At 66.7% G+C, this 19,937-nt stretch carries 17 protein-coding genes; 5 read left to right on the top strand and 12 right to left on the bottom strand.

What is annotated here, in order from left to right; genetic code table 11:
* Nucleotides 1-35: 35 nt before the first annotated feature.
* The 3 genes from JYG32_RS27280 to JYG32_RS27270 are packed head-to-tail and all read right to left on the bottom strand — an operon-like array spanning nt 36 to nt 2,504.
* Entirely contained in the window at nt 36-770 is a 735-nt protein-coding gene (locus JYG32_RS27280; protein WP_213265692.1) for a polysaccharide deacetylase family protein, read from the bottom strand.
* Between the two features lie 22 nt (nt 771-792).
* On the bottom strand, nt 793-1,353 hold the full coding sequence (locus JYG32_RS27275; protein WP_213265691.1) for a hypothetical protein: 561 nt from the start codon (nt 1,351-1,353) through the stop codon (nt 793-795).
* A gap of 5 nt (nt 1,354-1,358) precedes the next feature.
* Nucleotides 1,359-2,504, bottom strand: coding sequence for a glycosyltransferase (locus JYG32_RS27270; RefSeq protein WP_213265690.1), 1,146 nt, complete (start codon nt 2,502-2,504; stop codon nt 1,359-1,361).
* Between the two features lie 536 nt (nt 2,505-3,040).
* Between JYG32_RS27270 and JYG32_RS27265 the strand changes: the two genes are divergently transcribed.
* From JYG32_RS27265 to JYG32_RS27255, 3 genes are all read left to right on the top strand, one after another.
* The gene (locus tag JYG32_RS27265) at nt 3,041-4,342 is read left to right on the top strand and encodes a dicarboxylate/amino acid:cation symporter (protein ID WP_174378602.1); all 1,302 of its coding nucleotides are present in this window, start codon (nt 3,041-3,043) and stop codon (nt 4,340-4,342) included.
* A 540-nt stretch (nt 4,343-4,882) separates the two neighbouring features.
* A complete protein-coding gene (locus tag JYG32_RS27260; RefSeq protein ID WP_213265689.1) occupies nt 4,883-6,817 on the top strand; it encodes an SMP-30/gluconolactonase/LRE family protein in 1,935 nt (644 codons plus the stop codon).
* A gap of 353 nt (nt 6,818-7,170) precedes the next feature.
* The gene (locus JYG32_RS27255) at nt 7,171-8,028 is read left to right on the top strand and encodes a peptidylprolyl isomerase (protein WP_213265688.1); all 858 of its coding nucleotides are present in this window, start codon (nt 7,171-7,173) and stop codon (nt 8,026-8,028) included.
* A gap of 22 nt (nt 8,029-8,050) precedes the next feature.
* Here the strand turns inward: JYG32_RS27255 and JYG32_RS27250 are convergent, their stop codons facing one another.
* Both JYG32_RS27250 and JYG32_RS27245 read right to left on the bottom strand, forming a co-directional pair.
* Nucleotides 8,051-8,488: a GNAT family N-acetyltransferase gene (locus tag JYG32_RS27250; RefSeq protein ID WP_213267492.1), complete on the bottom strand. Its 438-nt coding sequence runs from the start codon at nt 8,486-8,488 to the stop codon at nt 8,051-8,053.
* A 43-nt stretch (nt 8,489-8,531) separates the two neighbouring features.
* On the bottom strand, nt 8,532-9,488 hold the full coding sequence (locus JYG32_RS27245) for a hypothetical protein (RefSeq protein ID WP_213265687.1): 957 nt from the start codon (nt 9,486-9,488) through the stop codon (nt 8,532-8,534).
* Between the two features lie 350 nt (nt 9,489-9,838).
* Between JYG32_RS27245 and JYG32_RS27240 the strand changes: the two genes are divergently transcribed.
* Both JYG32_RS27240 and JYG32_RS27235 read left to right on the top strand, forming a co-directional pair.
* On the top strand, nt 9,839-11,131 hold the full coding sequence (locus JYG32_RS27240; RefSeq protein WP_213265686.1) for an MASE1 domain-containing protein: 1,293 nt from the start codon (nt 9,839-9,841) through the stop codon (nt 11,129-11,131).
* 13 nt (nt 11,132-11,144) lie between these two features.
* Nucleotides 11,145-11,960, top strand: coding sequence for an alpha/beta hydrolase (locus JYG32_RS27235; RefSeq protein WP_213265685.1), 816 nt, complete (start codon nt 11,145-11,147; stop codon nt 11,958-11,960).
* A gap of 46 nt (nt 11,961-12,006) precedes the next feature.
* On the opposite strand, the gene JYG32_RS27230 is transcribed toward JYG32_RS27235, so the two are convergent.
* From JYG32_RS27230 to JYG32_RS27200, 7 genes are all read right to left on the bottom strand, one after another.
* On the bottom strand, nt 12,007-13,029 hold the full coding sequence (locus tag JYG32_RS27230) for a MerR family transcriptional regulator (protein WP_213265684.1): 1,023 nt from the start codon (nt 13,027-13,029) through the stop codon (nt 12,007-12,009).
* Nucleotides 13,030-13,205: 176 nt separating this feature from the next.
* The gene (locus JYG32_RS27225) at nt 13,206-14,165 is read right to left on the bottom strand and encodes an amidohydrolase family protein (protein ID WP_213265683.1); all 960 of its coding nucleotides are present in this window, start codon (nt 14,163-14,165) and stop codon (nt 13,206-13,208) included.
* Between the two features lies 1 nt (nt 14,166).
* Nucleotides 14,167-15,114, bottom strand: coding sequence for a YncE family protein (locus tag JYG32_RS27220; RefSeq protein WP_213265682.1), 948 nt, complete (start codon nt 15,112-15,114; stop codon nt 14,167-14,169).
* An 87-nt stretch (nt 15,115-15,201) separates the two neighbouring features.
* Nucleotides 15,202-16,494: an MFS transporter gene (locus JYG32_RS27215; protein ID WP_213265681.1), complete on the bottom strand. Its 1,293-nt coding sequence runs from the start codon at nt 16,492-16,494 to the stop codon at nt 15,202-15,204.
* Between the two features lie 196 nt (nt 16,495-16,690).
* Nucleotides 16,691-17,608 carry a dihydrodipicolinate synthase family protein gene (locus JYG32_RS27210; RefSeq protein ID WP_174378611.1) on the bottom strand — a complete coding sequence of 306 codons (918 nt, stop codon included), beginning with the start codon at nt 17,606-17,608 and terminating at the stop codon, nt 16,691-16,693.
* 8 nt (nt 17,609-17,616) lie between these two features.
* Complete coding sequence (locus JYG32_RS27205; RefSeq protein ID WP_174378612.1) at nt 17,617-18,789, bottom strand: L-rhamnonate dehydratase; 1,173 nt, start codon at nt 18,787-18,789, stop codon at nt 17,617-17,619.
* A 59-nt stretch (nt 18,790-18,848) separates the two neighbouring features.
* The gene (locus JYG32_RS27200) at nt 18,849-19,895 is read right to left on the bottom strand and encodes a 4-hydroxythreonine-4-phosphate dehydrogenase PdxA (RefSeq protein ID WP_213265680.1); all 1,047 of its coding nucleotides are present in this window, start codon (nt 19,893-19,895) and stop codon (nt 18,849-18,851) included.
* Between the last annotated feature and the right edge of the window lie 42 nt (nt 19,896-19,937).

Genomic DNA, 19,937 nt, shown 5'->3' with positions numbered 1-19,937 from the left:
GTCGAAGCACCACGCCACGAGCGCTGTTCCCGACGCTACCCACGCCCCCGAACCCGCCACCGCGCGCATTTGAACAACAACCGAAGCGCACCGACACCACCCGCCACCGGAACCCGCGGCAGCAGAAACGGATCGTCGGACGCATCGGCGCAGCCGCGCCGGGTCGTCGTCGCATTACCGTATCCCGCGGCGGCGACCTGATCGCGGACGCTCGCGCTCAGCTCGCCGTACGGATAGCAGAACGATTCGACGCGCCGGCCGCTCAACGCTTCGAGCCGCCGCTTCGATTCAGTTACCTGAAGGTCCGACATGTGCGCGGGCACGCGCGACAGCGCGACGTGATCGAGCGTATGCGAGCCGATTTCATGGCCGTGATCGCGCCACGCGAGCATGTGCTCGCACGTCATGAGCGGCGAGCGCGCGGTATCGGCGCCCGCATCCCAGTCGTTCTCGCCGCCGAACCGTCCGGCGACGAAGTAGCAGGTCGCCGTGAACCCGAGCTCGTCCAGCACGGGCATCGCCTGCGTCAGCACGTCGAGAAAGCCGTCGTCGAACGAAATGCCGAAGACTTTCCCGCTGCGCTCCCCGCGCAGATACGGCTGCAGTTCGCGCACGCTCAGGCCGCGGTAGCCGAGCCGCCTGAACAGCGTCATCTGGCGGCGGAACGCGTCGGGCGCGACGCTCAGGCTGCGCAGCCGATCGGACGGCGGCGGCAGCGGGCGTATCTGGTGATACATCAGGATCGGAAAGCGTGTGGCGGACAGAAGCATCGGCGGATCGCGAGAATGGAGGTTACGCGGCCTTGCGGAAAATCCGCAAGGTCTTGAAGTCGCCGACCTCGACGAAATCGGCATTCGCCGCCCATTGCGCGATGATCGGTTCGGCCTTCCGGTAGGCCGACGAGCCCTTGTAGAACAGCAGGTGACCTTCGCGTGCGGTATGGCGTGCAAACAGGTCGAGCACTTCCGCGTCGGTCTTCGCACCGTAGCGGCTGTTCGTCTCGTCGCGGAATTCGCACAGGTGGAACAGCGTGACGACGTCGAATGCCGGCAGCAGGTCCGAGTTGCTCGTATAGATGTCGCCGAAATAGGCCAGGTAGGTCTTGCTCACCTCCGGTTGCCGCGTGACGAGATCGACATACGACTTGTATTCCTTCGGCGACGCCGTCACGCCGAAGACCGCGTTGTTCAGGTGCGGGCGCGCGCATTCCACGCCGACATGGTGGTGGCCGCCGGTGCCGAAGTGATAGATGCGGATGCCGTTGAGGCGAACGGATTCCAGCCATTCGACGAAGTGCACGTCGCACGGGCACTCCTGCATCCGCAGGCGCCAATACTTCTTCCAGATATTCATGGCCATTACATGGACCTCAAGGATGTCACCCAACGATACGGGTTGTGTCGAACCGATTTCTGATAGACGGACAAAGTCGCATCGACGAAGGTGTCGAACGAGAACTCGCGCTTGCCTTTCAGCCGCGCGCTGCGTCCCATCGCCCGGACGCAACCGGGCTCGCGCACGATCGCGCGCAGAATCTCCTCGATCGCTTCGGGCTCGCGCGGCGGAACGACCCAGCCGTCCACGCCCGGCTCGACGTTCTCGGGCAGGCCGCCCACGCGCGTCACGATCGCGGGGCAGCCCAGCGACATCGCTTCGCGGCACGCGTACGACAGGCTCTCGTGGTACGACAGCACGAACGACACGTCGATGATCGAGAACGGCGCCCATACGTCGTCGAGCCGTCCGGTGAACGCCGTGCGCGACGTCATGCCGTGTTGCGCGATCTGCTTGCGCTGCGCGCCGGACGGCTCCGCGCCGACCAGCAGCACGCGAAACCGCTCGCGCTCGGGTTCGGGCAAGCGGCCCAGCGCCGCGATCAGGTCCATCCAGCCTTTTTCCGGCGCGGTGCCGGCGCTGCTGCCCAGCACGATCGCATCCGCGCCGGACGGCCCGAACAGCGCCACCTTGCGGCGGCGGATCTCGTCGCTGGCCAGTCGTTCCGCAGCCTGCCGGCGCACGCCGTGCTTGACGACCGTGACGTTGCCATACGGCGACCGGAGCGCGAGCATGCCCGCGACATAGTCGCTGACCGCGATGGTGTGGTCCGTCGCGAACCGTGCGCGCAGCAGGTTGCCGAAGCTGTCGGCGCGATACGTGTTGTGCTTGGTGAGCACGACCGCGGGCCGATATCGGCACCCGAGCAGCGCCAGCATCACCTGCCGGTGATCGGCGGACCCGTTGACGTGAATGACGTCGTAGCGCTCGGCGACGATCCGCTGACGCAGCCGGGCAATTTCCTGGCACAGGCGGTTCCAGCGCGGTTTGAATTCCATGTCGAAGATGGCCACGTCCGGGCTGTCCTTCAACAATCGCGACAGGCGGCTTCCCTCCGGCGACGCAACGGTCACGCGGTGATGCCGGCTCATTGCGACGGCGAGATCGCGGACGTAGGTATCCTGGCCGCCGCCGTAGTCGCCGTGGAAGTTGGTGTACAGAATGTTCATCACGATGCTGATTTTTCCCGTTCGTTCATTGGAAGGACTGCTTATGAAGCGAACGACTCGACCTGGTTGGAACGATGACCCGAACGCGGCGCCGCATTCCCGACTCGTCGTGCGCATTGGCGCCGGGTCATTGCGGGAACGCGAACCATTTCCAAATATTACATAGCGATTACGTGCGGTAGTGTCGAGGTCTGCGCATCTTTGTGAGAATGTGTCGCGATCGTCGTCCGGTGGCGTCGTCGGACGGCCCGGGCGGCATGTACGTCAAGGTCGAAGCACGTGATGGCCGCTGGAGCCGCTCGGCCGGATCGCGACAAAACCCGCTTTTCCGGTGCTGAATGGACGCAGATCAACCTGCACCTGCTTTCGGAATTGAAAGCTCGCGCGCCATTTGCGTTAGAATGCCCCCCCTGTCCGCTCTGGCGACCGCCAGAAGCGGGCCTGTCGCACGCATTGCGACGTGAGTTCCGATTCGCAGCCGGACGCGAATGATTTTCCAGCCGTTGGAAACACACGCTTTGTAATTTGGATTACTAATGAAGAAGAAGCACAACATTACCAAGTACATCGTCGTCGCGATGATTCTTGGTATCGCAGTGGGTTACGCGTGCCATAGCGCGTTTCCCGACCCGAAGATGGCCAAGGAAGTCGCCGGTTACGTGTCGTTGCTGTCCGACGTATTCCTGCGATTGATCAAGATGATCATCGCGCCGCTGGTATTCGCGACGCTGACCGTCGGCATTGCGCAGATGGGCGACGGCAGCGCGGTGGGCCGCGTGGGCGTCAAGGCGTTCGGCTGGTTCTTCATCGCGTCGTTCACGTCGTTGCTGCTCGGCCTGCTGACCGCGACGATCCTGCAGCCGGGCAGCCACCTGAGCCTGCCGTTGCCGGCGTCCGATGCGGCCCTCAACCTGAAGACGGGCGCATTCACGCTGAAGGATTTCGTGGTCCACCTGGTGCCGAAGTCGATCGCCGAGGCGATGGCGAACAACGAAATCCTGCAGATCGTCGTTTTCTCGATCTTCTTCGGCACCGCGCTGTCCGCGCTCGGCGAATCCGGCAAGCGCCTGACCGGCGTGATCGACGATCTCGCGCAGGTGATGCTGAAGGTGACGGGCGCGGTGATGTGGTTCGCACCCGTCGCGGTGTTCGCGGCGCTGGCGTCGACGATCACGACCGAAGGGCTCGGCATCCTGCTCACGTTCGCGAAGTTCATGGCGAGCTTCTATCTGGCGCTGGCGCTGCTGTGGGGCGTGCTGACGCTCGCCGGCGTGGCGTTCCTCGGCAAGCGCGCGTTCACGCTGATCCGGCTGATCCGCGAACCGTTCCTGCTGTCGTTCGCGACGGCGAGCTCCGAGGCCGCGTATCCGAAGCTGCTGGACGCACTCGACCGCTTCGGCGTGAACCGCAAGATCTCGAGCTTCGTGCTGCCGATCGGGTACTCGTTCAACCTCGACGGCTCGATGATGTACTGCACGTTCGCGGTGCTGTTCATCGCGCAGGTGTATGGCATCCATCTGCCGCTGGGCACGCAGATCACGATGCTGCTGATGCTGATGGTGACGTCGAAGGGAATGGCGGGCGTGCCGCGCGCATCGCTGGTCGTGATCGCGGCGACGCTCAACCAGTTCAACATGCCCGAGGCGGGGCTGCTGCTGATCATGGGCGTCGACATGTTCCTCGACATGGGGCGCTCGGCCACCAACGCCGTCGGCAACTCGATCGCGGCTGCCGTGGTCGCGAAGTGGGAAGGGCAGCTCGACGCACCGCGTGACGACGATTCGGACGGAGGGCGCGTCACGCAGGTGAAGGTGCCGGAGACGTCGGCATCGGCATGATGCGCGGTATCGCGGCGGCAACAGCGCGTTGCCTGCTCCGCGGTAAATGACGATCGCCGGCCTGGATTCGAATCGGATTCAGGCCGGCGATTTGTTTTGGGGCAATGATTCCGCATCGCATGCGGTAGCTTTTTCCTGATTCTCCCGAAACGGCATTCGCAGTTTCAATCTGTCGTCGTTGAACCAGCGGCGATATTCCCGCAGGCGAAAAGCCTGATCCCGCCGATTTCCCCCATTCCCGATCACGCGTGCAAGTGAACATTCACTGTCGCACAGCCGCGCACGCCGTCAGGGCAGGCGCCACGGGCCATGCGATCGAAGGAAGCCGAATCGGTGAAAAACGCGATGGCGCGAGCGGCCCGCAATTTTTTTCGATTTATATAACGCTATTCTCGCCCTGCTTATTATCGAAGGCAGGCCGCACGTATTACTGACTGCGCCAGATGATTCAGGGGAAGAATTTACGCATCGCCGATTTCAAGCCATCTGGCCGGCCGACCCCTCATGTGAATGTTTGCATCATTCAGGAGAGCATCAGTCATGGTCGCTGGAAAACGTATTCAGGCTGCGCTTCTTGCCGGCGCGATCGCCGCGATCGCGCCGACCGCTCACGCGGGCAACACCACCGACTGGCTGGCGAACACGTACGGTACGCTCGCGGCCCACGTCGGCAACGTCGCGCGTTCGATGTGGGTCGCGCCCGAAGGCGTCATCTACACGGCCTCGATGTGGGACGAAGATGAAGGCGGCGTCGCGATCTACCAGAACGGCAAGAGCGTCGGCTCGATGGGCTCGCATTCGGAATTCCAGGGCAGCGCGATCACGGGCAACGCGACATCGCTGTTCGTCGCACTGCAGCCCGGCAAGACCTACGGCAGCGGCGCGGTCGGGCGGTACAACCGTGCGACGAAGTATCGCGACCGCGTCATCCAGATCAGCGCGGCAACCAACCAGCCGCGCATCGACGTCGTCACCGGGCTCGCGACGGCCGGCTCGCTGCTCTATGCAAGCGATTTCTACGGCAATCGCGTGCGCGTGTTCACCACCGACGGCGTCTGGCAGCGGGATATCAACGTGTCGGGGCCGGGCGCGCTCGCGGTGGATGGCGCGGGCAACGTGTGGGTCGCGCAGAAGAGCGCGGGCTCGGTCGTCGGCTTCAGCCCGGCCGGCGCGCTGCTGAACACGATCCGGATGCCGGCCGGGTCGCAGCCGTCGGCGCTGTATTTCGATGCGGCGGCCGGACAGCTCATGGTGGGCGACGAAGGCCCCGACATGAACATCAAGCGCTACACCGTGTCGGGCCGGCCCGCGCTGGCCGGCACGTTCGGCGTGCGCGGCGGCTATCTCGACACGACGACGGGCATCAAGGGGCAGGTCGGCGCGCAACGCTTCACGCGCGTCGCCGGGATCGGCAAGGACGGCGCCGGCAACCTCTATGTGCTCAACAACCCGTGGGGCGGAAGCTGGGATCTCGGCCGCAACGGCGCCACCGACATTCATGCGTACAGCAGCGCCGGCAGCCTGCGCTGGACGCTGCAGTCGCTGAACTTCGAAGGCATCGCCGCGCCGGACCCGGTCACGGACGGCGCGCTGTTCTATGGCGGCACGCACGTGTACGGCGGCAGCGCGGGCGGCACGTTCGTCGCGAACACCGTCGATCCGTTCACGTACCCGTCGGATCCGCGCATCAACATGAGCGACACGCAGCGCGACGAGCATTTCGGGCTGCTCACGTCGGTCGGCGCGAACCGGATTCTCGTCGCGGCGGGGCAGAACCCGCCGGTCTTCTACTTCTTCCATTTCAACGCGGCGAACGGCTATATCGCGATTCCGGACGGATCGATTCCGGGCCCCGCGTTCAACACGACGCAGCGCGTCACGAGCGGGTTCAGCCTCGACAGCAAGGGCGGCGTGTGGGCCGGCCTCGACAAGACCGGCGCGATCTACCACTACCCGCTGACCGGCTTCGACGCGAGCGGCAAGCCGTCGTGGGGGCCGGGCGTCGGGACCCGCGTTCCCGCCAGCATCCAGCCGCTGACCCGCATCGTCTACCTTGCGGACAGCGACACGATGGTGCTCGCGCAGGGCGCCATCGGGACGAACGACTGGACGTCGATCGGCACGCGCATCGAGGTGTATCACGGCTGGAGCGCGGGCAACACGACGAAGCCGGATCCGGTGATCACGCTGCCGCACAGCGGCGCGAAATCGATCGACGCGGCCGGCAACCATCTGTTCGTCGGCTACTGGTTCAGCAGCAGCGGGCCGCTCTGGCCGAACGTCGACGCGTTCAACCTCACCACCGGCAAGCTCGACACCACGCTGGTCAACGCGAGCCCCGCGACCGTGGATACCAGCAGCGCGATCGATGCGATGTACAGCATTCGCGCGTACCGCCGATCGAACGGCGAGTATGTGGTGATGAAGAACAACGTGAAGGGGAACAGCATCACCGTGTATCGGTGGACGCCTTGATGCGGTTCGGCCGGTGCCGGTGAAGCATGCCTGTCGCCGCTGCGACCAGCGGCCGGGCCCGCGAAGCAACCACCGACTTCGACGTTGCTTCGCGGAATTTCCACGCGCCGCGATCGTTCCCGCGCGCGTGACGAACGGCGCGCACAACGCGCGCCTCGCCGCCTTGGGCGGCCGTCCCCAACCTCCCGACGCGCAAACGCGGTTCCGTGCACAATGACAGCGGCATGGGCGGAGGCTGCCGGTGCTCGCGATGATGAACCTGAATGACTGAACGGTTGCGCCGGCGTGTTGCAGTGGCGGCGAACCTGCGCGGCAGCCCGTGCCGCGTTTCTTGAGCACGAAGCGACATAACGATGAAGATGAAAACGATACCGAACCGCCTGTTGCTGATTGCCGCGCTGGCGGGCGCGCTGAGCGGCCCCGTCCACGCACAGACGGCGGCTGCGTCGCAGCCTTCCGGCGCGACGGCAACCGTCGCGACCGTCAACGGCACGGCGATCACGCAGGCCGACGTCGATGCGGTGCTGCGCGCGTCGCGGCAGCCCGATTCGCCGCAGATTCGCGACGCGATCAAGCAGCAACTGATCACGCGCGTGCTGGTTCAGCAGGCCGCCGAGAAGGCGAACTACGGGGACAAGCCCGAGGTCAAGGCGGCGATGCAGCAGGCGAAGGCGGATGCCGAGGTGCAACTGTACGTGCGCGACAACGTGAAGCCCGAGCCGGTGACCGACGAACAGGTCAAGGCGCGCTACGACGAGCTCGTCGCGGCGCTCGGCAAGAACGAGTACAAGCCGCGGCTGATCGTCGTCAAGGATCCGGCGACGGCCGCGACCGTGCTGAGCGAGCTGAAGTCGGGCAAGTCGTTCGACGGGCTGGCGCGCCAGTACAGCATGGCGCCGAGCCGCGATGCCGGCGGCGAGCTGCCGTGGGTGAGTTTCAATACGCCGGCGGCGGAAGGCAAGACGGGCGGATTGCCGTTGCCGATCGCGCAGGCGCTCGCGAAGCTGACGGTCGGCGCGGCGACGACGGATTCGATCCCGGTCGATGGCGTGCGGGCGATCGTGAAGCTGGATGCGAAGCGGCCGACGCAGGTGCCGGGCTTCGAGACGGCCAAGCCGGTGCTTCAGCAGCAATTGCAGGCGATTGCGGTCGAGAAGGCGAGTGCGCAGATGATGGGCAATCTGCTGAAGGACGCGAAGATCACGCAGTAATGCGGCGGCGCAACGCCGGGCGTCATGCGCGCCAGACCATGCGCGCACTCGTTTCCGTTTCCGACGCGATGCGAAAGCCGAGCCGTTCGTAGAGCCGCCGTGCGGGGTTGCCGTGCAGCACGCTGAGCGACACGGGCACATGCGCTTGTGCCGCGTCGCTCAGCAATTCGCGCAGCACGGCTTCGCCGATACCCTGGCCCTGGCGGGCAGGGAGGATCTGGATCTGATGGACATGCCATTCGCCCGCGGCACGCGTCACCTTCAGCAAGCCGATTGCGGTGGCGCCTTCGCAGACGATCATCGCGTCTTCGAAGTGCGCGCGGATGCGCCGGTCGTGCGCTTCATCGTCGGTCGGTGCGCCGACCCGTTGCAGGTGCTCGGTCATCGTGAGCCGGCGGAGGGTCAGCAGGAACGGGAGGTCCTCCAGGGAGGCAGGACGCAGATCGATCGCAGGTTTCATGATGGATGACGGGTTGTGTCGGGAGCTTGGCCTTCGACGCGGATCAAAGGCCGGGCAACTGAATCTGCAGGCCGGCCGGGCGATGTTCGAGGACATCCATGACCTCGTATTCGGTTTTTGCGCCGTCCGAGGTTTGCCACTGCTGCATTCGGACATTGCAGACGAGCACGTCCCCCTTGCTGAAGCTGATCTGGCTGTTGTTCACGCGCGACAGGAAGCGGGTATCCGTGATCGCCGCGTGAATCGTCGATGAGCCGTCGTACAGTCGCCACTTGTTGTCGTCCTTGAACGCGAGCGACACGATCGAGAACGCCATCTTTCGATGTTCGTCGAGAAGGAGCGCATCGGCTGGTTCGGGCGCGAGAAACCACGCGATCTCGTTGCGGGTGACCGTCTCGATGACTTCCGTATCGGTGCCGGCCGCGAAAATCACGACGCCTTCACGCGCGAGCGGCGCAAGGACTTGTGCGGTTGCGTTGCGAACGCGGACGTCGCGCAGCAGGGTGAGGACGGGCAGGTCGATCTCGAGTTCGTCGCCGTCGACGTGCAGCACCGCGGTGTGGTCCTGCATCCGCACTTGCCGGATCTCGCGCCCGCGCAGCCATTTGAGGACGGCGAAGAGCCCCTTCCTTGCCCGGGGCGCGGCGATGCCGAGCGCGGTCAGGATCGTGACCGCATTGGCGAGCGCCGTGCCTTCGTTGCCGCTCAGCATGTCGCGCATCCGACCGAGCAGCGATGTCGCGAGCGTGAAGTCGATGCCGAAGCTGCCGGTCTTGAAGCTGCCGCGCACGTTCACCTGCGGCCGAACCTGAACGCCGCACAGCGCCCGGGTCGACGCGTCGAGCAAATCGCCGATTGCAAGCAGCGCGGGTGCAAGTTCGCGCACGTCCATCTCGGACGATTCGAGCGCGGGCCCGTCGTACGTGACGCGAAATCGGCTCATGGCATCAAAGGGGCCGATATCGGCCAGGCCGGTACTGTATCCATTGCGTGTGGTCATACGGAATGTTGGCTGGAGACGTGGACGATACCTGAAACGAACGCTTTCGGATGCCTTTCATGTCAGTCGTGATCGACCGGCTGCGCGCGATTTTGGCCGTCCGGCCAAGACGACACGCTGACCTGTCCTGATAGCGCCCGGCAAACAACGAACTTTTCCGATACTTTCCCGGTCACAATCGCCAGCTTGCGGGCGCGCCGGCGCCCCGAACGCGCTTCCGGCTCCCGGTATTCCACCGCCCAACCCGTCCGCATATCATTCGCACATCGCGCACCTGCCGGCCACGGGCGCGCCGCCGCTTCCGAGCGGCGGCGCGCTTGCCCGCACGGCGCAGCACACAGGAATCCTCGATGGACACCAAACGTTCCCGCCCGGGACTCGTCGCCGCGCTGCTCTGGGCGGCGCTGTATCTCGCGACCGGCTACATCTCGCACGAATTCAACGGCCCCGTCCGGCTGACGGGCTATATCTGGCTGCCGGCCGGCGTGACGGTCGGCGCGTTCATGCTGCGGCCGCTGCGCGAATGGCTGACGCTGGCCGGCGCGTTCCTCGTCGCGCAGCTCGCGCTGACCGGCATCGAACACGGCAGCCTGGTCAACGCGGCGCTGTTCACGGTCGACGAGGTCGGCGCGGCCGCGCTCGCGGTGTGGCTCGTGCGGCGCGTTCGCTTCTCGCTCGAAGGACTGTACTTCCTGCGCTCGGTGATCGTCGCCGGGCTGATCGCGGGCGTCGTCGGCGCGATCGGCGGCGCGGCGTGGTACGCAACGCTCAAGGACGCGTCGTTCTTCGACGTGTGGTCCGTATGGGCCGCGTCCGATTTCGTCGGCGTGCTGCTGGTCACGCCGGTGCTCGCGTCGTGGTCGCGCTTCCGTGCGCACCGTTCGGGCGATCACGAGCGCTTTGACCTGATGCTCGGCGTCGTCGCGTTCGTGCTGCTCGCGATCGTCGCGCTGGTGATCTTCGACGGCGACACGTCGCAGAAATTCGGCACGGGCGCCGGCTTCGCGCTCACGTATATCCCGTTGTTCCTGACCGTCGCGGTGACGCTGCTGCTCGGCGGCCGCACGGGCTCGTCGTCGGTGCTGGTGCTCGCGCTGATCGTGATCGAGCAGACCGCGCAGGGCGACGGCCCGTTCGCGTCGTTCCACGAGCACTACGGCAGCTCGCTGCTCGAGGCGCAGCTCTATCTGGCGGTCGCGTCGCTGCTGGTGCTGACGGTGAGCACGCTGAAGACGACGCGCGAACGCGTGCACGAGCATGCGGCGGTACTGCAGAACAACATGGAGCTCGCGCTCGCGAGCGCCGGCCAGATCGCGTACGTGCTCGATCCGGAGTCGGGCCGGATCGAGTGGAGCGGCGACGTCGAGCGCGTGTTCGGCGTCGGCGTCGATGCGGCGCAGATCGCGAGCGTGCCGCTCGTGCTCGAACGCGTGCAGCCGGGCGACCGCGCTGCGCTGAGCGACTACTGGAATGCGGAGATCGCGGGCGAGGATCGCGCGTCCCTGTCGTTGCGCGTCGTGCAGCGCGACGGCGGTACGCAGACGATCACCGATCACGGCGCGCCGTTGCTCGATTCGAACGTCGACGTGACGGTGGTCGCGGGCGTCTGGCAGATCGAGCGCGTGTGGCCGGCGGACGAATGAGCGGACACGCGTCATGACAGGCCGCACGGGCGTCCTGCTGATCCACGGGCTCGGCGGCACGCAATACGATCTCGGTGCGCTGCACAAGGCGATGCGGCGCGCGGGTAGCGACCCGCACATGATCACGCTGCCGGGGCACGGTACGCGCCCCGAGGACCTGGTCGGCGTGTGCGCGGAGGCGTGGCTCGACGCGGTGACCGAGCAGTATCGCGCGCTGGAACGCGACTACGACACGCTGCATGTCGCGGGCATGTGCATGGGCGCGCTGGTCGCGCTGCTGCTGTGCCACCGCGTGCAGCATGCGCGCGGCCGGCTCGCGTTGCTGGCCGCGCCGGTGTTCATCGACGGCTGGTCGACGCCGTGGTACCGGTCGCTGCGGCATGTGCTGTATCGGGTGCCGGGTGTCGCCGAGCGGATGCGCGTCGAGGAAGGCGAGCCGTTCGGCATCAAGAACGCGACGATCCGCGCGATCGTGAAGAAGAAGTTCGAGCGGCAGGACAGTTTCCACTATGCGTGGGTGCCGCTCGCATGCGTGCGGCAGGTCGACCGGATGCGCGACTGGGCGCTCGAGGCCGCGGCCGACACGCGATGTCCGACGCTCGTGCTGCATGCGCGCGAGGACGAGCTGACGAGCCTGCGCTCGGCCGATTTCCTGCTGGAGAAGATGCCCGACGCGCGCGGGATCGTGCTGGAGAACAGCTACCACATGATCTGCGCGGACAACGATCGCGACGACGTCGCGCGGCATGTGCTCGAATTCTTCGGTTTCGATCCGGTGCATGCGGTGAGCCCGGCGATGGCGCGCAGGATGGGGCGGCTGGAGTCGTGATGGTCGATGCGTTCGCATGTCACGGACACCGCGAACGGATGACGGCTTACGCCATTTCCGGCCGATGGGCGATTCGCTCCCGGATCCCGGGCGACGCAAGACACGTGGCAACCGCTTCGTAGCCGGGTGCGCCCGGGTAGGGCGCCACGCGCGACGGCGGGCTGTGATTGGCCGGGCACAGGATGATGGTTTCGTTCGGGCCGACCGCCGACAGATCGAGGATGGCCGACGAGCGCGTCAGCAGGAACAGCGGCCGCATCCCGGCGGTTGCGCGTTCGCGCAGATGGGCGATCAACGTCTGTTGCGTGGGCCGGTCGAGATCCTGTTCGATCATGTCGACGACCAGCGCGCGCGGGCCATCCGCTTCGAGACTGACGAGCAGCGCAGTCAACGCCGCCGACGGCGTTGCGCCGTTGCCAACAAGCACGGCCGATGCGCGGTCGACACGCGACTTCAGTTCCGGATCGACGCGCAACGAATCGCATGCGGCAGCGTCATCGTTTTCCAGTCGATCGAGGCCCACGAACACGGCGCCGGGCAGTGAATCGGCCAGCCGAAGCGCCAGCCGCGTCTTGCCGCTTCCCAGCGAGCCGATGATGTAGTTCAACGGCCGGATATCGCGACACTCGAACCACTCGCCGCCCCACGGCCACGGCAGGCTGAACGCTACGCCGGCGCCGGTATCGTCGAGCAGCCGCGTCAGTTCGCCGTCGGCCGGCATTCTGCCGCGTGCGAGGCCGGCGCGGATCGAGCGCACCCTGTCGACCTTGCGCACGAGATCCTGAATGCCGTGGTCAAGCGCCGCCTCGTGAGCCGCCAGCGCGTCGTCCAGACTGCATGCATCGCCATCGAGCACGCTCGCCACCTGCGCGAGGCTGAGGCCGAGCGCACGTAGTGCCGCGATGTCGGCGGCGCGTGCGAGGTCGTCCGGGCCATACGCGCGGTATCCGGCCGGTGTTCGCTCCGGTGTCACGAGGCCATGCTGTTCGTACAGCCGCAGCGCCTTGACCGATACGCCGAGCCGCGCGGCGGCCGCCGATGCGCTCAAACGGGGCGTGGACGTGCCCATCCGTCACCTCTCTCTGCTGTCGATTCGTTGCGGTCAGCATAAAGGCGACCCCAAGGGCCGGGTCAAGCACGATTACGCGCGAAGGGTCGAATACGCGACCGCGCTGCCACTTGGTCGATGGCCGCGCCGGGCGCGATACCCGATCGACGGGATGGGGAAAGGCGCGGAAAGCAGCGTTATCCGCGAGCCGGCCGGGATGGCTCGTCGAGCGCAATCCGGTACACCCGCACCGCGTTGTCATGCCAGATCGCGCGGCGCGCCGCGTCGTCGAGGCTTGCCATCGCGCGGGCGAACGTGCGCAGCAGCGCGGGATAGGACACGCGCAGGCCGGCCACCGGGAAGTTGCTGGCGAACATGCAGCGTTCCCGGCCGAAGATCGCGATCGTGTCGCGGATGATCCGCGCGTTCTCCGCGTCGTTCCACACGGCGTCGCGCAGGCCGAGTTCGGAGATCTTCACGGTCACGCGCGGCGATGCCGCAAGCGCTTCCATGCCATGGCGCCAGCGCGCGAGCCCCGCGTCCGAGCGATCCCACGGCAGCCCGGCGTGTTCGAGCACGACGTCGACCTCGGGCGCATCGGCGAGCAGCGCGGCCGCGTCGCCGAGATGCCAGAACGGCACGCGCAGATCCCAGCTCAGGCCGTGCGCGGCGACGCGTTCCAGCGCGGCCGGCCAGCGCGGATCGCGCAGCGTGCCGGGCCCGTCGACGGGCACATCCGGCGACGATGCGGTGCGCGGCTTGAAGCGCACGCCGCGCACGCGCGGCCACGCGGCCTGCTCGGCGAGCCGTTCGTCCGCATCGCCGGCCAGCAGGTCGACCCACGCGACGACTGCCGACGGCAACCCGTGCGCCGCCGCAACCTCGTGCAGCCAGCGCGTTTCCGCCAGTGCTTCGTCGCGTGCGCGTTCGGCCTCGACGTGCACGCTGGCGACGATCGGCGCGCGTTGCGCCGCGTGCCGGAATTCGTCCACGCCGAAATCGCGGCACAGCGCCGCGTAATCGCCGAACATGAAGCGCGCCGGATCGTAGTGCGTCTGCAGCCACGGATAGTGCGCGCCCGCATCGAGCCGCCACAGGTGGTGATGCGCATCGACGAGCGCGTCCGGCATGCCGTCGGGCGGCAATCCGTCGTGCATATCAGCGTGCTCCCGCGAGCACGTAAGACGCATCGGGCTCGCGCAGCGTCGCCAACGCACCGACGAAACGCCAGGTATCGAGATCGAGTTCGCGCACGTAGTCGTCCTGGAACGACACGTAGGCGACGCGCCGCGACGGATGGAACGACAGCGCGGTCGGGTTCGCGGGCAGCGCGATGCGTTCGATTTCCTCGAGCTGGCGTGCATCGAACACGGAGATCGACCGTTCGCCCGAATTGGTCAGCAGCAGCAGGTCGCGGCCGTCCGGCGCGCTGGTCCGGTAGATGCGGTTCGGATCGCTGCGCGTCTTCACGCGGCGCCCGCAGGTCATCGTCTCCGTGTCGATCTCGACCAGCGTGTCGTCGCCGCGATTTGCGACGAACAGCGTGCGCTCGTCGGCCGACAGCGCGTTGCCTTCGGGGCGCGGGCCGGGCATCACCGCGCGCGGCGCGACCGTCGCGTCGCGCGGATGGAATTGCGTGACCGTGTTCGACAGCAGGTGCACGCCGTACGCGCGGCTCGCATCGCGCGTGAGCGTCACGAGGTGCGTCTTCACGCCGCCGGACGGCACGGCCATGTTCGGCACGGGCTGCCGGGTCGGCTCGTCGAACACGAGCAGCATGTCGTGCGCCTCGCTCATCGCGTACAGCCGGCCGTCGCGGTCGCTCGCCATGCCGTGCGGCCGGTAGTACGGCCACAGGTCGAGCATGCGCGTGTGCGTGCGCTCGACGAGGTCGATCTCGGCGATCCGGTGGTCGCCTTCATGGCCGAGCGACCACGCGGTCTCGATCCCGAAGATGCCGACGTACGCGTAGCGGTCGTTCGCGTCGACGGTGAACTCGTGCGGGAAGTTCGGCAGCACGATGTGCTTGAGCGCGGCTTTCGTGTCGAGGTCGTAGAAACTGAAGGTATGGGCGCATTTCTGCACCAGCAGCAGGATGTCGTTCATCGTGAATCTCCGTCCTTCGATTGGTTGCCGCGGCACGTGCATCGCGCTGCGGCAAATATGGGCTCGTTGCGTTCGCGAGGCCGCGTCTTAGTCCTCGCAGCGCTTCGGCAGCGTCAGCGCAAGCAGGCCGGCCACCGCGAGCGTAACTGCCAGGCTGTACACGCCGGCCGCCGAGCTCACGTGCTGGGTCAGCACGCCGACCGCATACGGCCCGCAAAACCCGCCAAGATTGCCGAGTGCATTGATCAGGCCGCGCGCGCTGCCGGCCGTCTCGACGCTGCAGAGCTTCGGCGGAATCGCCCAGAACACGCCGGCGGCCGCCTGCAGGAAGAAGCCGCAGCCGATCAGGAACGTGAACGACACGGCCATCGACGCGTGCGTGAGCACCGACAGCGCGAGGCACGCGGCGAAGCCGACGAGCGGCAGCAGCACGAACAGGCGTCGCTTGCCGGTTCGGTCAGACAAATACGACGTGACGAACATCCCGATCACCATCGCGACATACGGCAGCATCGCGAGCAGGCCGACCTTTCCCATCCCGCCGTGCGTGAGGTTTTTCAGCAGAGTCGGCAACCACATCGTATAGCCGTAGATGCCGACCTGATAGCAGAAGTTGATCGCGATGAGCAGCCAGATCGTCGGGTTGCGCAGTATCTCGCCGAATGATGCGGCGGCCGGCGTGCCGGCCGCGCGCTTGCGTTCCTGCTCGTCGCGCAGCGCATCGAGGATGTACGCCTTCTCGCGCGGCGACACCCAGCGCGCGGTTTCCGGGCCGTCGTCGGCGAACAGCAGCCACGCGACCAGGCACAGCAGCGACAGCGCGCCCGCGCTGAAGAACAGGTGACGCCAGTCGTACGCGGCGAGGATGAAGCCGGACAGCGGCGCGGTGATCATGCCGGCGAGCGGCACGAACATGATGACCATCGCATTCGCGCGGCCGCGTTCGCGGTCGGGGAACCAGTGGCTGACCATCGTGAGCACGACGGGCAGCATGCCGCCCTCGGCCACCCCGAGCAGGAAGCGCAGCGCCAGCAACTGCCAGGTGTGCGTGACGAGCCCGGTCAGCACCGACAGCACGGCCCAGCTCACGAGCGACCACGCGATGAATTTCTTGCCGCTGCCGAGCGCCGCGCGCCGGCCGCCGGGAATCTGCAGGAACAGGTAGCCGAAGAAGAAGATGCCGCCGGCGAGACCGGCCATCGTCGCGTCCATGCCGAGCTCGGCGTTCATCCCGCCGGGCATCGCGAACGCGATGTTCACGCGGTCCATGTAGGAAATGATGCAGGCGAGCAGCAGCGGCGGAATCACGCGCAGCCAGCGGCGGCGCGGAATGGCTTCGCCGGCTTCGTATGCCGGGGTGGCCGGGGTCAACGAATTCATGATGTCTCCAATATTGTTGATCTGCAGCAGCGATCTTCTGATGGACCGCTGTCACGCCGTGACGAATCCGCACGGGGTTAACCGCCGATGCGCAACGCATGTACGCATTCCCCATCGGCGCGAACGTCTGTCCGGCCGCGCGGCGTGCGCCCCGCGGGCCGGAGCCGTGAAGCGCACACCGCATGCGCCCGAACGTTTAATGCCCCCAGCGCAGCACGAGCGGATCGAGTCTCCGCGCGACGTCGAGCAACCCGGCACGCACCTGCGGATGCAATTCCGGCCACGGTGCGCGCGGCCGGTCGCACGCGATCACCCCGCCTTCCAGCATCAGCGCCTTCGCGGTCAGGAAGCCCGACTGGCGGTTCTCGTAGTTGATCAGCGGCAGCCAGCGCGCGTACTGCTCGCACGCTTCATCGCGGCGCCCGGCGAAATACGCGTCGGTGATCCGGCGAATTCCGTCCGGATAGCCTCCGCCCGTCATCGCGCCGGTCGCGCCGGCATCGAGATCGGCAAGCAGCGTGATGCCTTCCTCGCCGTCCCACGGCCCCTCGATCGCGTCGCCGCCGAGCGCGATCAGCTCGCGCAGCTTCGACGCGGCGCCGGCCGTCTCGATCTTGAAGTACGACACGGCATCGATCTCGCGCGCGAGCGTCGCGAGCAACGACGCGGACAACGCGACGCCGCTTGCGGGCGCGTCCTGGATCATCAGCGGGATGTCGAGGCCGTCGCTTACCTCGCGGAAGAACGCGCGGATCGATGCCTCCGGCACGCGAAACGTCGCGCCGTGGTACGGCGGCATCACCATCACCATCGCCGCGCCGAGCGCCTGCGCGTGCCGGTTGCGTTCCGCGCAGATCCGCGCGCTGAAGTGCGACGTCGTGACGATCACCGGCACGCGGCCCGCGACGTGCTCGAGCGTGGTGCGCGTGATCAGTTCGCGTTCGTCGTCGCCGAGCGCGAACTGCTCGGAGTAGTTTGCGTGGATGCAGAGGCCCTGCGAACCGGCATCGATCATGAAGTCGATGCAGCGGCGCTGGCCGTCGAGATCGAGCGCGCCGTGCGCGTCGAAGATCGTCGGCGCGACCGGAAAGACGCCCTGGTAGCGTGCGTTCATGGTCGTCCTCATTCCACGATGTCGAACTGGTCGAGGAATTCGGTCTTCAGCGTGAGGCCGAGGCCCGGCACGTCGTCGCGCAGTTGCAGGAAGCCGTTCTCGGCCACCGGCTCGCCGTCGAAGATGTAATAGAACAGTTCGTTGCCGACCTCGACGTCGAACATCGGGAAGTATTCGCTCATCGGCGACGCGAGCGTGCTCATCGTCAGGTGATAGTTGTGCATCTGGCCCGCATGCGGAATCACCGGCACGCTGTACGCCTCGCACAGCGCGTTGATCTTGTGCGCCATCGTGATCCCGCCGACGCGGTTCGTGTCGTACTGGACAACCGACACGGCCTTGCGGTCGAGCAACTGCTTGAAGCCGTACAGCGAGAACTCGTGTTCGCCGCCGGAGATCGGAATGCGTGTCAGCTGGTTCAGCTCCGCGTAGCCGTCGATGTCGTCGGCGATCACCGGTTCCTCGAGCCAGCGCGGCTGGTATTTCTCGAGCTTCGGCAGGATGCGCTTCGCGTACTCGAGATTCCAGCCCATGTAGCACTCGAGCATCAGGTCGTTGTCGTAGCCGATCACCTCGCGGATCGCCGCGACCGACTTCAGGTTCTCGACCACCCCCTGTTGCCCGTGCGCGGGCCCGTAGCCGAAGCGCATCTTGAACGCGCGGAAGCCCTCCTTCAGATAGCGCTGCGCCTCGTCCTGCATTTCCCTCAGGTCGGTACGGTAGAGCTTCGAGTAGTAGCAGGGGATCTTTTCCTTGGTGCGGCCGCCGAGCAGCTTGAACACCGGCTTGCCGACGCTCTTGCCGAGGATGTCCCAGATCGCGATGTCGACCGCCGAGATCGCCGCCATGCCGATGCCCTTGCGGCCCCACGCGTGGGTTGCGCGATACATCCGCTGGTTCAGGTATTCGTAGTCCCACGGGTCCTGGCCGATCACGAGCGGCGCGAGGTACTGGTCGATGATGACTTTCGCGACGTGCGGCGCGAGCGCGACGTTGCCGAGGCCGACGATGCCGTCGTCGGTCTCGACTTCGACGACCGTCCACGCATGGAAGCGGAACGTGCTCATCGTTTCCTGCGGCGCGTACAGCAAATCCATCGCGTTCGAGCAGAAGTTGCCCTGCGGCGGGACGGTCTTTCCTTTCCACTGGAATACGCGTGCGCGCACGGACCGGATTTTCATGGTGGTGTCTCCGAGAATCGATGTTGTCGTGTGTGAAAGGCGGGCGGCCGGCGCGGCCGTCACGCCGGAACGGCGGGAGTGCGGCGCGCGGCGCCCATCCGGCACGCGATCTGCAGCGCCTGCCAGGTGGCGCCGACGTCGGCCGTGCCGCGGCCCGCGATGTCGTACGCGGTGCCGTGCGCGGGTGTCGTGATCGGCACCGGCAGCCCGCCCTGCACGGTCACGCCGCGCGAGAAGCCGAGCAGCTTGATCGCGATCTGCCCCTGGTCGTGGTACATCGTGACGATCGCCTGGTAGTCGCCGGCCTGCGCCTTCAGGAAGATCGTGTCGGCGGGGAACGGGCCGTGGAACGGCGCATCGGTCGGCCAGTCGCGTGACTGCAGCTTGCGCACCGCTGGCTCGATGATGTCGACTTCCTCGCGGCCGCAACTGCCGCCGTCGCCGCCGTGCGGATTGAACGCGGCGATCGCGACCTTCGGCGTGGCGACGCCGTTCGCGAGCAGCGACCGGTAGATCAGTTCGGATGCCTGTTCGATCCGCTCGATGCTCAGTTGGGCCGCCGCATTCTTCAGCGGGATATGCGACGAGATACGCGCGGTCCACAGTTCGCCGAGCGTGTTGAATTCGCAGAAATAGCCGGTCACGCCGAGGTATTCGGCAAAGTGATGGAGTTCGTCTTCGTGCTGCAGGCCACCGAGCTTCATCGCGTACTTGTTCAGCGGCGCGAAGCAGATCGCGTCGATGTCGCCGGCGAGCGCGGCGTCCATGCATGAGTTCAGCACGTTCAGCACGGAACGGCCGCCGGCCGCGCCGGCCTGGCCGACCGCGACCTGCGCGGGCGCGACCGTATCGACTTCGACGAACGCGGCGCGCGCGGCCGACGGCCGGCCGCGCACCGCGGCCAGCGATGCGACGGGTTCGACGTCGACCTGCACGCCGGCGACGCGCTGGCCGGCTTCCCACAGCCAGCGGTCGCCGATCAGCACGAGATTCGCGTGAGCCGTCGCGTCGGGCCGCGCGAGCAGTTTCGCGATCAGTTCGGCGCCGATGCCGGCGGGGTCGCCGAGCGTCAGCGCGACGACGGGCAGGGTGGCGGCGGTCGTCATGCGGCGTCTCCGTGGCGGGCTGCGCGTCGGGCGGCGGTCGGT

Source organism: Burkholderia pyrrocinia, from assembly GCF_018417535.1.
Taxonomy (GTDB): Bacteria; Pseudomonadota; Gammaproteobacteria; order Burkholderiales; family Burkholderiaceae; genus Burkholderia; species Burkholderia pyrrocinia_E.
This window is presented reverse-complemented; position numbering and strand designations above follow the sequence as displayed.

Coding starts and splice junctions, on each gene's coding strand:
- JYG32_RS27255 (WP_213265688.1), top strand. CDS start 7,171: ATGAAGATGAAAACGATACCGAACCGCCTGTTGCTGATTGCCGCGCTG.
- JYG32_RS27280 (WP_213265692.1), bottom strand. CDS start 770: ATGCTTCTGTCCGCCACACGCTTTCCGATCCTGATGTATCACCAGATA.
- JYG32_RS27205 (WP_174378612.1), bottom strand. CDS start 18,789: ATGAAAATCCGGTCCGTGCGCGCACGCGTATTCCAGTGGAAAGGAAAG.
- JYG32_RS27250 (WP_213267492.1), bottom strand. CDS start 8,488: ATGAAACCTGCGATCGATCTGCGTCCTGCCTCCCTGGAGGACCTCCCG.
- JYG32_RS27225 (WP_213265683.1), bottom strand. CDS start 14,165: ATGCACGACGGATTGCCGCCCGACGGCATGCCGGACGCGCTCGTCGAT.
- JYG32_RS27235 (WP_213265685.1), top strand. CDS start 11,145: ATGACAGGCCGCACGGGCGTCCTGCTGATCCACGGGCTCGGCGGCACG.
- JYG32_RS27275 (WP_213265691.1), bottom strand. CDS start 1,353: ATGAATATCTGGAAGAAGTATTGGCGCCTGCGGATGCAGGAGTGCCCG.
- JYG32_RS27200 (WP_213265680.1), bottom strand. CDS start 19,895: ATGACGACCGCCGCCACCCTGCCCGTCGTCGCGCTGACGCTCGGCGAC.
- JYG32_RS27210 (WP_174378611.1), bottom strand. CDS start 17,608: ATGAACGCACGCTACCAGGGCGTCTTTCCGGTCGCGCCGACGATCTTC.
- JYG32_RS27245 (WP_213265687.1), bottom strand. CDS start 9,488: ATGACCACACGCAATGGATACAGTACCGGCCTGGCCGATATCGGCCCC.
- JYG32_RS27240 (WP_213265686.1), top strand. CDS start 9,839: ATGGACACCAAACGTTCCCGCCCGGGACTCGTCGCCGCGCTGCTCTGG.
- JYG32_RS27260 (WP_213265689.1), top strand. CDS start 4,883: ATGGTCGCTGGAAAACGTATTCAGGCTGCGCTTCTTGCCGGCGCGATC.
- JYG32_RS27215 (WP_213265681.1), bottom strand. CDS start 16,494: ATGAATTCGTTGACCCCGGCCACCCCGGCATACGAAGCCGGCGAAGCC.
- JYG32_RS27270 (WP_213265690.1), bottom strand. CDS start 2,504: ATGAACATTCTGTACACCAACTTCCACGGCGACTACGGCGGCGGCCAG.
- JYG32_RS27230 (WP_213265684.1), bottom strand. CDS start 13,029: ATGGGCACGTCCACGCCCCGTTTGAGCGCATCGGCGGCCGCCGCGCGG.
- JYG32_RS27265 (WP_174378602.1), top strand. CDS start 3,041: ATGAAGAAGAAGCACAACATTACCAAGTACATCGTCGTCGCGATGATT.
- JYG32_RS27220 (WP_213265682.1), bottom strand. CDS start 15,114: ATGAACGACATCCTGCTGCTGGTGCAGAAATGCGCCCATACCTTCAGT.